The sequence below is a fragment of the Nocardioides sp. GCM10027114 genome (assembly GCF_042659625.1).
In the GTDB taxonomy this organism is placed as follows: Bacteria; Actinomycetota; Actinomycetes; order Propionibacteriales; family Nocardioidaceae; genus Nocardioides.
This window is the reverse complement of the sequence record NZ_JBHSSS010000008.1, coordinates 44,253-56,072: the sequence shown is the minus strand read 5'-3', so window position 1 is coordinate 56,072 and position 11,820 is coordinate 44,253. Positions and strand designations below refer to the sequence as shown.

Genomic DNA, 11,820 nt, shown 5'->3' with positions numbered 1-11,820 from the left:
TATGCCGCCCGCCCAGAGCCACTCCCACGCGGGGCCGGCCCGGGCGACGGCATGGCTCCGCCACGCGCGGCACGTCGCGTGGCGCCTGGTGGTGACCACCGTCGGCGCCTGCATGCGGCACCGGGTGACCGGCCTGGCGGCCGAGGCGGCGTTCTTCGCGGTGGTGTCGGTGCCGCCGCTGATCTTCGCCCTCGCGGGGACGATCGGCTACGTCAGCGACTACTTCACGCCGGCCCAGGTCGCCGACGTGCGCGGGGCCATCATCGACCTCGCGTCGCGGGCGCTGACCGACAGTGCGGTGGACCGGATCATCACGCCCACCATCGACGACGTCCTCGACGGCGGTCGGTTCGACGTGATCTCGATCGGCTTCGTGCTGGCGTTGTGGTCGGGGTCGCGCGCGCTCAACGTCTTCGTCGACACCATCACGATCATGCACGGCCTCGGCGGCCACCGAGGGATCATCAAGACCCGGGCGCTGTCCTTCCTGCTGTACATCCTCGCGATGGTCACCGGCGTGATCGCGCTGCCGCTGGTGGTCGCCGGCCCGGGCCTGGTGCGCGACGTGCTGCCGGAGACCCTCGACTTCCTGATGATGTTCTACTGGCCGGCCGTCGTGGTGCTGTGCATCTGCTTCCTGGCCACGCTCTACCACGTGTCGGTGCCGGTGCGGACCAACTGGAGCTTCAACCTGCCCGGTGCGACGTTCGCGCTCGCCTGCTGGCTGGGTGGCTCGGCCGTGCTGCGCTGGGTCCTCACCGTCACCGCGGCTGACTCCAAGTCCATCTACGGCCCGCTGGCCGCGCCGATCGCGGTGCTGCTGTGGCTCTACCTGCTCGCGATCGCGGTGCTGATCGGCGCAGCCGTCAACGCCGCCTTCGACACGGTCTTCCCGCAGAAGAACACCACGCGCGCCCGCCGGGAGCTGGTGCAGCGGCTGCGGCAGCGGCTCCCGGCCCGGGACAACGGTGGCGCCCACAGGGTCGCGGCCGACACCGACACGGACGACGTCGAGTAGGTTTCCCCCGTGGCTGACCAGACCGGCGACCTCGCCGACGACCGCACCTTCCGGGTCGCCCTGCCCGAGGTGCAGCGCTCCCCGTGGTGGGAGCTGGGCCGACGGGTCCTGCTGGCGGTCGCCATCCTCGTGACGACGGTGATGCTGGTCTGGCTCGACCGGGAGGGCTACCGCGACAACACCGACCCGACTGGCAGGGTCGACCTGATCGACGCGATCTACTACACGACCGTCACGCTCAGCACGACCGGCTACGGCGACATCGCGCCGGTCGCGCCGCATGCCCGCCTGATCAACGCGTTCGTGATCACCCCGCTGCGCATCGGGTTCCTGGTCCTGCTGATCGGCACCACCCTGGAGGTCCTCGCCTCGCAGGGACGCGAGATGTTCCGGGTCGCCCGGTGGAGGAAGAAGATGGGGAACCACGTCGTCGTCGTCGGCTACGGCACCAAGGGGCGCAGCGCCGCCGACACGCTCGTCAACAACGGCCTCGACCGCGAGTCGATCGTCGTGGTCGACAACGGGCCCACCGCCCTTCAGGACGCGCACGCCGACGGCCTCGCCGTCGTCACCGGCGACGCGACCAGGCGCGAGGTGCTGCGCCGGGCCGGTGTCGCCAAGGCGGACCAGGTCATCATCACCACCGACCGCGACGACTCCAACGTGCTCGCCACCCTCACCGTCCGGCAGCTCAACCCCGACGCGTTCATCGTCTGCGCCGTGCGCGAGCAGGAGAACGTGCCGCTCATGAAGCAGTCCGGCGCCGACTCGGTGATCACCTCGTCCGACGCGGTCGGTCGGCTCCTCGGCCTGTCGTCGCTGTCGCCGTCGCTGGGGTCGGTCATGGAGGACCTGCTGACGTACGGCGAGGGGCTCGAGGTCGCCGAGCGCGAGCTGCTCGTGCCCGAGGTCGGCAAGCCGCCGCAGGCGCTGCCCGACCAGGTCATCGCCGTGGTCCGCGACGAGAAGGTCTACCGCTACTTCGACCCGGTCGTCACCCAGCTCGCGCGTGGCGACCGGCTGATCGTCGTGCGCCCGGCCCGCGAGCTGCCGTGGGCGCCGCGCCCCGGCACCCACAACGAGGACTTCGCCTCCGACGAGGCGTGACCGTACCGTCCTGCCGTGACCCAGCCCCCGCCCCGCCGACGCCACCTGATCGACCCTGCGAACCCGCCCCGCCCGCGGCACCAGCAGGGGATGAGCATCACCCAGGTGCAGCGCTGGGTCCTCTCCGCGCTGGCGGTGACCACGATCCTGCACCTCGCGGTGGGCCTGGTGATCGCCGCGGCGTACCTCGACGAGGGCAAGGTCGACGGCCGGGTCGGGCTCAACGTCATCGCCGGTCTCGTCGGGGTCGGCGCTGTGGCGGCCGCCCGCGGGATCCACGGGAAGCCGATCCTGTCCCCGTGGCTCGGCCTGGGCCTTCTGGTCACGGCCGCGGGGCTCTGGGTCACCTTCTGAGCCCGCTGAGACAACCGGACTGGACCGGTCGGACAGATTTCAACGATTCCGGCCGAGAGGCGTGCGTCCCCCGGAACCCCGCGCTACTGTCCTCCTCAGAACCGCTGGTGACCCGAGACGCCAGCGGTTCTACCTATTTCCGGACCCCTCCCGGGATCCTGCTTCGACGGCCTGGTGCCGGCCCTGCTGCCGGGCGACCCAGACCGCGGCACCGACCAGCAGTCCGCCCGTGACGATGAGGGTCAGCGCGGCCGAGAGCCGGCCCGGGAACCACTCGACGGCGGCGCGCGGGGCCGTCCAGAGGACCGCGAACGCGGCCACGCCGAGCCAGGGCAGGCTCCGTGCGGCCAGCGCGGCGACGACGAGGGCCACTGCTGTGAGCAGGCCGAGGGCGATGCCGAGGTCGTTGACCATCGCCAGCGAGGCGAACACGCCGCCGACCACGCCGAAGGCGACGCCGGTGGCGCGGGGCTCGAGCCGTCCGGCCCACGCCAGGGCCGTCCAGGCGGCAGCGACAACCCAGGTGATGCCGCCGACCCAGGCCGACTCGTCGCCGGCGAGCTCGCTGGCGGCGGCGGCCGCCGAGACCAGCGTGGGCACGAGCAGCACGAGCTGCTGGAGGAAGGTGCGCCGCCACCACCAGAGCAGCAGGGCCACGGCGGCGGTGGGCGGGAAGATCTCGAGGAGCCGGCCGTCCCCGCCGTCGTGGAGCACGTCCACGGACAAGACGGCGAAGAACGTCCCCGTGGAGACGACCGCCAGCGCCCACAGCACCGCGTGCAGCCGGGCCGCCGCCGCGCCGAGCCGGTCGGGTACGGCGAGCCCGGCGCCGAGGAGGACCAGCGTGGTGACGGCCACGAGCAGGAGCCGGACCCATACGGGCACGTCGCCCCACAGCAGGCCGACGAGGATGACCGACCCGACCAGCATGACGGCGCCCCCGAGGTAGCCGAGCGCCTCGACCACGAGCGAGGGGGGTCGGCCGGTGGTCGGCGCCGGCGGTGACGGCGCGGGGGGTGCCGGTCGCCCGGCCTCGTACGCCCGGATCCGGACCGCCTGGTCCGGAGAGATGATCCCGGCCTGCATCCAGTGCTCGAGCTGCTCGCCGAGCGGGGGAGTGGTCGGGCCGCGACCGGTCGTGATCGACACGGGACCTCCTTCGGACGGATGTCCATGTCCGGACAACCCGTTCGGCTCCAGCCTGCTGGCCGGGCGGTGGGGCGGGCAGGGGCGTTCGGCCGCGCTGCGGGGGACCTCGGACCGGCCCTCCCGGTGTCGCAGACCTCAAGCGGATGACAAGTGGGTGCCAAGCGGCGCGCTGGAGGGTGCCTGCGGGTGGGCCCTGCCCGCCTGCCCGACCACTGCACCCACCGCCACCCACGGCCATTCACCGGGGAGTACATCTACATGCCTGCCTTGCCACGCCTGCTGGCCGTCCGCGGGACCGCCCCCGCGCTGCTCGCCCTCCTCGTCGCCACGCTCCTGCCGGTGCTGGTCCCGACGACCGCGTCGGGGACCGCGGCAGACGCGGACCCCGGGCCGTGCACCATCGACTGGGACCACGGCGCCGGCACCGACCGCTGGCTGGACGCCGGCAACTGGACCGGGGACCGGCTCCCGGCCGTCGACGACGTGGTCTGCGTCTCCGCTGCCGCGGTGGGGCACTCGGTGGTGGTCGACGGGCCCGACGTGCAGCAGGTGCGGGCCATCCGCAGCAACGCCGCCATCCGGGTGCTCGCCGAGGACGGCGCGGGACTGCACACCGCCATGGACTCCTACATCGAGGGGCTCTTCCTCGAGAGCGGCCTCGTCCGGGTCGACACGTCCCTGCTCACCGCCGTGGTCGAGCAGGGTGGCGGCGCCCTCGGTGGCTCGGGCGACATCACCGTCGACACCCGGCTCCGCTGGTATGGCGGCCAGCAGTTCGGGGCCGGCACGACCCGGGTGACGGGCGCCGACCAGGAGGGGGGGCACGGTGCCTACCTGAGCGGGGGGCAGGACCTCCACCTGCGCGGACGAACGGTGCGGGTCGACCGCGGCCTCCGGCTCGCCGGCGCCACCACCCTGGAGCTGGGCCGGGACGCCCGCGTCGTGGCGGCGGGCGAGTCCCGCGTCGTCGGCCACGGCACGGTCGAGGGAGAGGGAGGCCTCGACCTCCTCGGCCACCTGGTCGTCGAACCCGACAACACCCTGACCGTCGCCACGGGCATGCTGGCCGGCCCGGAGAGCCAGGTGGTCACCGAGGCCGGCGCCCGGGTCCTCATCACGCCCGGGCAGGACCAGGAGGCCGACCTCGCCGGCGCGGTGCTGCTCGGCGTCGAGAGCACGGTGCGCGTCGGCACCGGCGTGCGCTTCTCCGAGACCTCACGGGTGGTCGGCCACGGGACGCTGGGCACGGTGGCCGGCGAGCCCCGGTCGGTGGTCGGCCTGAGCGGCGACGCCGACGTCCGTACGCTCGACCTCGACGGCGTCGCCCTGGTGACCGGTCGGCTGCAGGCCAGCGAGGCCGTTCTCAGGGGCGAGCTCTTCGTCGAGCCCGAGGGCATCACCGCCGGCACCCTCACCCTTCGTGACGCCGAGCTGGCCGGACACGTCACCGTCACCGGCGCTGCCGAGGCCGAGGGCGTGACGAAGGTCTGGGGCGAGGGCGCCCTCGACGTCGGTGGCCGGCTGACCGTGCGCGGGTCGCTGCGGGTCGCGGACGCCTCCCTGACGGCGCGGGACCTCGTCGTGGACGCCGGACCGGACGCCGACGCCGCCCTGAGCCTGTCCGAGGGCGGCCGGGTCCGGGTCGCCGGCAGGCTGACCACGGCCGGCGCGGCCTCGATCGTCGCCGACGACCCCTACGAGACCGAGCTGACGGTCGGGGAGCTGCTGGTGCAGGGGAACACGGTGTCCTCGGCGATGCTCGACATCCGCGGCGAGCAGACGCTGGAGGTCGCGGCCGGCGGGCGTCTCCACCAGGACGGGCCGCTGACCCAGCGCGGCACCGCGCGGGTGTTCGGCGAGCTGGTCGTCGACGGTCCCGCCATCCTGCAGGAGGACCTCGGCGCCGGCCTGGACGCCATGGTGCGGATCGGCAGCGAGGGCAACGTGCTGCTGGGGACGGACGCCGTCCTCGGCGGGCTCGGTGCCGACGTCGTCGTGGCCGGCGCCCTGACCGGCGACGGCACCCTTCTCGGAAGCGTGCGCAACGAGGGCCGGATCTCGCCCACCGGCACGATCCGGGCCGAGGGCAGCTACACGCAGACCGCAGACGGCAAGCTGCGGCTGCGGGTCGACGCCACGCGGGCCGAGGCGCTCCAGGTGAGCGGTCGGGTGTGGCTGGACGGCACCCTCGCGCTGGGCCGCGCGGACGGCGCCCTGCCCCGCACCGAGCTGCACGACCTCGTCACCTCCACCGGCCGCACCGGTGAGTTCGTGCAGGTCGAGACCGACGACCCCTGCTCGGAGATCTCCTACGGCGAGAACCTGGTCACCCTCGTGCCGCAGTCCTGCGTCACGGTGCACCCGGGCAGCGGTGTCGAGATCCACGAGAAGGTCAGGTTCGATGTGCGGCTGCCCCGGCCGGCCGAGGCGATGACCGTGGTGCACTGGACCCGGGTCAACGGCAGCGCCGGGGACGACGACTTCGTGGGCGAGCCCACCGGCCGGGTGACGCTGCTGCCGGGCGAGATGTCCCGCACCATCGAGATCCCCGTCGTGGACGACGACATCGAGGAGGACGACGAGACCTTCACCCTGGCCCTGACCGCCGAGGGCGCCCGGCTGGCACGACCCGAGGTGACCGGGACGATCATCGACGACGACGAGGCGCTCGACTACCGCTACCAGCCCGTGCCGCTCCGCTCCGGGGGCATGCACTGGGACACCGGCCTCGGCACGTCGTGGGTCACCGGCGTGGACCTCGTCGAGGGGGAGACCTCGCTCGGCTGGGTCTACCGGATCAGCGACGGGAAGCGGTACGCGCCCCGCAACGGCTTCCTGCCCTACGCCATCAACGATCTCGACGTCGCGGTCGGCGCGTGCGAGGGGAACCGGCTCTGCGTCCGCGACCGCGGCGTCGACACCCCGCTGCCGGGCGACGCCGGGGGCGACCCGACGGTCATCAACGACCGCGGCGTCATCGGCGGCGCCGTGCACGACAAGGCTGCCTACTGGCCCGACCGCACCTCCGCCCCGGTCGACCTGGGGATGGGCCCGCGCAGCCGCGTCACCGACATCAACGAGCGCGGTGACATGGTCGGCGTGGTGCGCGACGGGATGCTCACCACTGCCTGGCTCCGCCTCGCGAACGGCCGCGTGCACGACGTGCCCGTCGTCGACGGGATGGAGGGCATCTCCGACGTCAACATCACCGACGACGGCCTGGTCGCCGGGACGGCGTACGTCCCCGACCAGTGGGGTCACGGGCCGAGCCACGGCTTCACCTGGCGGCCCGGGACGCCGCTGACCGACCTCGGTGCCGACACGGCCGTCCACGACGTCAACTCGGCCGGGCACATGGTCGGGTCCCGGGGCGGCCGCGCCACCCTGTGGAAGGACGGCAGGGTCACCGACCTGAACCAGGCCCTTCCGAAGGACGTGCGAAAGACCACCAACCTCTTCTACGCCCTCTACATCAACGAGCAGGGGACCATCTACGCCGGCGGCTCGCAGGGCCTCGGTCGCGTCGGTGCCGTGCTGGTGCCGCCGGGAGCGGGCTGCCGCGTCTGCGTGGAGGCGGACCTGCAGGAGGCGGCCTTCCCGGACCCGGAGTCGTTCGTCGACGTCGGCCGCCGGGTCGTCGAGGGCACGCCCGCCCGGGTGCGGGCCGTCGTCCGCAACAACACCTCCCAGCCGCAGGCGCTGCGGGTCGTGGTGACCGGCCCGGACGGCCGGCTCGGCGAGCCCGAGTCCCTGGACCTCGCACCGGGCGAGGAGGTCGCCGTCACGCGCGACGTGGACACCGACGGCCTCGCCTGGCAGGACGGCGCCGAGCGCGCCCCCGTGCCGTTCGACGTGCGGGTCGAGGACGCCGCGGGCAACGACGTCGCCGACTGGCCCCTCGAGCTCAAGGTCGTGCCCCGGCCCGTGGTGGCGGTGCACGGCATGAACTCCGACGCCTCCACCTGGATCGCCTACGACGGCTTCACGCAGGGAGCCCACTCGGGCTGGCGCACCTTCGCGGTGGACACCATGGACACCACATCGGTCGTGCCGAACACCGTGGCCCAGAACGCCCGCCGGCTCGCGGCGTACGTCGAGCAGGTGCAGCGCGGCCAGAACGCCTGGCAGGTCGACCTCGTCGCCCACTCGATGGGCGGGCTCATCTCGCGCTACTACATCGCGCGGCTGATGCCGGAGCACGACGGGATCCGGCCGGCCAGGAGGCTGGTGATGCTCGGCACGCCCAACGCCGGGTCGTACTGCGCGAACCTCTTCACGGCGCCCATGACCGTGGAGCTGCGCACCGACGTGATGACCGTCTTCAACGCCTCGGTCACCGAGCGACGGGGGGTGCCGTTCTCGATCGGCGCCGGTGACCCGCTGCCGACCACCTGCGGCGAGCCGGGGCCGAGCGACATGGTCGTCGCCCTCTGGTCGGCCTTCCACGGCATCGAGGACCGGACGGTCTTCCCGATCCTGCACACCTCGATGACCGGCTCTGAGCAGATGTTCGACGAGTACGTCGCGCCGCGGCTGAACGGCACGGTCGGCGCGGGGGCGGGCGCGGGTGCCTCGCGGCTGGACGGCGACGCCGCCGAGGGGGCCGCTGGTGAGTCCGGAACATCCGCCGCGCCGCAGCTGCTCGTCCGCGACGAGCTGACCGTGGCGCCGGGGGAGACCGGGACCAGCGGCTTCTACCTGCAGCAGGCGCGGCCGGCGATCGGCACGGCTGCGCTGGCGCCGCCGTCGGTCGAGGTGGTCCTGGTGCGCGGCGAGCAGTCGGCGACGTCCGCGGACGACCCGGCCCGGGACAGCGGGTTCCAGACCGCCCGGGTCGCCGACGCGGCGCGCGGCGGCTGGGCGGTACGCGTCACCAACCACGGCAGCAAGCCCGTCACGGTGCCGCTCGCCACATGGGTCGAGGGGGACGAGACCCGGCTGGAGGCCCACGTCGAGCAGGTCGGCCTCAACGGCCGCGCCCTCGTCACGGCCCGGCTGACCGGGGCGCCGCTCGAGCGCCCGTTCGACACGATGCTGGCCACCACGACGACCCGCGAGGGCGAGACCTTTGGCGTCACCCTCGTCGACGACGGCACCGGCGGCGACCGGACGGCCGACGACGGCACCTGGTCCGGCGTCCTCACCGACCTGGCCCAGGGGCCGGTGGCGGTCGACGTGACCACCGACGACCCCGGCTTCCACCGGACCGTCTCGGCGGCGACCGTGCTCACCGCCGGGGTCGACGGCCCCGGGAACGACGCCCCCGTGGCGCTGCCGTCCGAGGTGACGGTGCCCGGCACGGTGTCGTCGGCGATCGAGGTGGAGGCCGGCGACCCCGAGGGCGAGCCGCTGCAGTTCGAGATCGTCGACCAGCCGGAGCACGGCCGGGTGGGTGGCAGCGGACCAGTGTTCGACTACCTGCCGGACACCGGGTACGTCGGGTCCGACTCCTTCACCTGGCGGGCCTTCGACGGTCAGCGGTACAGCGAGCCCGCGACGGTGTCGATCACCGTGACCGGCGCTCCCACCGAGCTGCAGCTCGACCGGCCGGGGGACCGCCGGACCACCTCAGGTTCGCCGACCCACTTCCTGGTCTCGCTGCGCGACGTGCTCGGGGAGCGGGTCCACGAGGGCGAGGTCACCTTCGAGTTCGCCGGCCACACCGCGACGGCGCGGCTGGCCGACGGGCCGGCCGAGGCGACCATCCCCGCCGACGTCCCACCGGGCGACACCGAGCTGGTGGTCCGGTTCGGGGGCACCGACCGCTACGCGCCGACGACGCTGCGGGAGACCATCCACGTCGGAGCAGGCACCGCGCCGGTGCCGACGCTGCGTCCGGTCACGGGCGAGGCCGGCTACGTCACGAGGCTCATCGCCCAGCCGGGCGACCCGGACGGCGACGTCGCGACGGTCGAGTTCGACGTCGACGGTGACGGCACCTGGGACGCCGAGGTGGCGGACGGGTCGGTGCTGGTGCACCTCGACCACGTCTACGCGGAGGCGTTCGACGGCACCGCCCGGATCCGGGTCACCGACCGTGCCGGGCACGTCGCGGTGGCCGAGGCGACGGCGACGGTCGCGCCGTACCGGCCGCTGGGTGCGCTCCAGCGGATCCTGGTGGACGGGTCGCCGATCCGGGTCGAGGACATCTCCGACGACGGGCGCTACGTGCTCTACGAGGTGCGGGACCGGGCGCCGCGGGCGTTCCCGTTCGCGGTGCTGGACCGGCAGACGGGCGAGCACGAGGTGGTCTCCGTGATGCCGGACGGCAGCGAGGTGGACCACCCGGGCACGGCGGTGCTCTCGCCCGACGGGCGCACGGTCGCGTTCAACGCGATGGTGCCGGTCAACGGACGCACGCCGGCGCAGACGTTCGTCCGCGACCTGGACGCGGACACGACCAGGCTGGTCTCCCGGAACGCCACAGGGCAGCTCGCCTCCTGGCACACCTTCCCCGAGGTGGTCACCGACGACGGTGTCGCCTGGTTCACCTCGACCAGCGACAACCTCGCGGGACGCGACATCGGGTGCGGCACGTCGAACTGCATGCAGCTCTACGTGGCTGACCCGACGGGTCTCCAGCGGGTCAGCAGCCCCGACGGCGCCCCGGTCGAGTACGTGGAGCACCAGGTGGGTGTCACGCCCGACGGCCGGTACGTCGCCTACGGGGCGGGCGGGAAGCTCTGGGTCGTGGACCGGGTCGACGGCACCCGCGAGAAGGCCGCCGACACGGAGTCGTCGTGGGACATCCAGTCCGTCTCGATCTCCGAGGACGGCCAGGACGTCTGGTTCACCTCGGAGGGGGACCAGCTGGTGCCCGACGACGCCAACGGCCACCTCCCCGACGTGTTCCACCTGGACCGTCGTACCGGTCGGCTCGCGCTGGTGACGGTGACGCCGGAGGGCGTCTCGCCGCACCGCGGCGGCCAGACCTACGGCCAGAACCGTGCGGTGGACGCCTGCGGCAACGTGGTGTTCCAGTCCTGGTCCAGCGACCTCGTGGAGGGCGACGGCAACGACATGACCGACGTCTTCCTCCGGGACTCCGCCCGGACCCGCCGCCTCAGTGTCGAGGCGCGGGACGGGGCCGAGGCGACGGGCGACAGCTTCTTCCCGGTCATCTCGGGCAACGGTCGCTGGGTGGTCTTCTGGTCCGACGCCGACGACCTGGTGCCGGGGGACGTCGAGGGGCAGGTGGACTCGTTCCTGCTCGACCTCGGCGCCGAGGCGGAGTGCGGCCACGTGCCGCCGGAGAACCGGGCGCCTGCCGCGGCCGACGTCACGGCGGAGGTGGACGAGGACTCGACAGCCGTGATCCGGCTCGAGGGGACCGACGCCGACGGCGACCCGCTGACCTACGAGGTGGTGGACGCGCCGCAGCACGGCACGCTCACCGGGGGCGGGCAGGACCGCAGCTACGCGCCGGTGGCCGACTGGTCCGGGACCGACTCCTTCACCTATCGCGTCTCGGACGGCGAGGAGTGGTCGGCGACGGCCACCGTCACGGTCGAGGTGCGACCGGTGAACGACGCTCCGACGGCGGGGCCGGACCTCGAGGTCACGACCGCGCAGGACACCCCGGTCGACGTCGAGCTCACCGGATCGGACGTCGACGGTGACCCGCTGACGGTCGAGCTGGTCGACGCACCGGCCCACGGCGCGGTCACCGGTCAGGGGGCGGCACGGACCTACGTGCCCGAGCCCGGCTGGTCGGGGACCGACACCTTCACGTGGAGGGTGACCGACGGGGCCGCCACGTCGGCGGTCTCGACCGTCACCGTGACGGTGACGCCGGCGCCGAGGCCGGCCTGGCCCTTCGACGGCTTCCACGCCCCGGTGGACAACCCGCCCGTGGTGAACGTCGTCAAGGCCGGATCGTCGGTCCCGTTGAAGTTCGGGCTGGGGGAGTACCGCGGCATGGAGATCTTCGAGGCCGGGTTCCCGGCGTCGAGGCGGCACGCGTGCGACTCCACCGCGGAGAGCGACGCGCTGGAGTCGACGGCGACCCCGGGCTCCAGCGGGCTGACGTGGGACGCCGGAACGAGCCGTTACCACTACGTGTGGAAGACCCAGAAGAGCTGGGCCGGACAGTGCCGCACCCTGGTGCTCCGGTTCCGGGACGGCTCCGAGAGAACCGCGGAGTTCCGCTTCCGGTGAGAAGGGGAGGGTGCGCGTGGCGGGAGGTCCCCGCC

General features: G+C 73.4%; 5 protein-coding genes. 4 read left to right on the top strand and 1 reads right to left on the bottom strand.

Annotated elements, in window-relative coordinates:
- The first annotated feature begins 1 nt into the window (after nucleotide 1).
- From ACFP2E_RS04625 to ACFP2E_RS04615, 3 genes are read left to right on the top strand one after another with little or no spacing between them, the layout of a single operon-like run.
- Nucleotides 2-1,018: a YihY/virulence factor BrkB family protein gene (locus ACFP2E_RS04625; protein WP_378521421.1), complete on the top strand. Its 1,017-nt coding sequence runs from the start codon at nucleotides 2-4 to the stop codon at nucleotides 1,016-1,018.
- A 9-nt stretch (nucleotides 1,019-1,027) separates the two neighbouring features.
- Nucleotides 1,028-2,125 (top strand): potassium channel family protein, encoded by a 1,098-nt coding sequence (locus ACFP2E_RS04620; RefSeq protein WP_378521422.1) that lies wholly within the window; start codon nucleotides 1,028-1,030, stop codon nucleotides 2,123-2,125.
- Nucleotides 2,126-2,140: 15 nt separating this feature from the next.
- Nucleotides 2,141-2,479, top strand: a complete 339-nt coding sequence (locus ACFP2E_RS04615; RefSeq protein WP_378521423.1) for a hypothetical protein — start codon at nucleotides 2,141-2,143, stop codon at nucleotides 2,477-2,479.
- Between the two features lie 129 nt (nucleotides 2,480-2,608).
- Here ACFP2E_RS04615 and ACFP2E_RS04610 read toward each other — a convergent pair whose 3' ends face one another.
- Complete coding sequence (locus tag ACFP2E_RS04610; protein WP_378521424.1) at nucleotides 2,609-3,628, bottom strand: DUF2157 domain-containing protein; 1,020 nt, start codon at nucleotides 3,626-3,628, stop codon at nucleotides 2,609-2,611.
- A gap of 258 nt (nucleotides 3,629-3,886) precedes the next feature.
- Here ACFP2E_RS04610 and ACFP2E_RS04605 point away from each other — a divergent pair, with 258 nt between their 5' ends.
- The gene (locus ACFP2E_RS04605) at nucleotides 3,887-11,785 is read left to right on the top strand and encodes an Ig-like domain-containing protein (protein WP_378521425.1); all 7,899 of its coding nucleotides are present in this window, start codon (nucleotides 3,887-3,889) and stop codon (nucleotides 11,783-11,785) included.
- Nucleotides 11,786-11,820 lie beyond the last annotated feature (35 nt).

What these genes read in the sequence shown, in the direction of transcription:
- ACFP2E_RS04625 (WP_378521421.1), top strand. Translation starts at nt 2, where the DNA reads ATGCCGCCCGCCCAGAGCCACTCCCACGCGGGGCCGGCCCGGGCGACG.
- ACFP2E_RS04605 (WP_378521425.1), top strand. Translation starts at nt 3,887, where the DNA reads ATGCCTGCCTTGCCACGCCTGCTGGCCGTCCGCGGGACCGCCCCCGCG.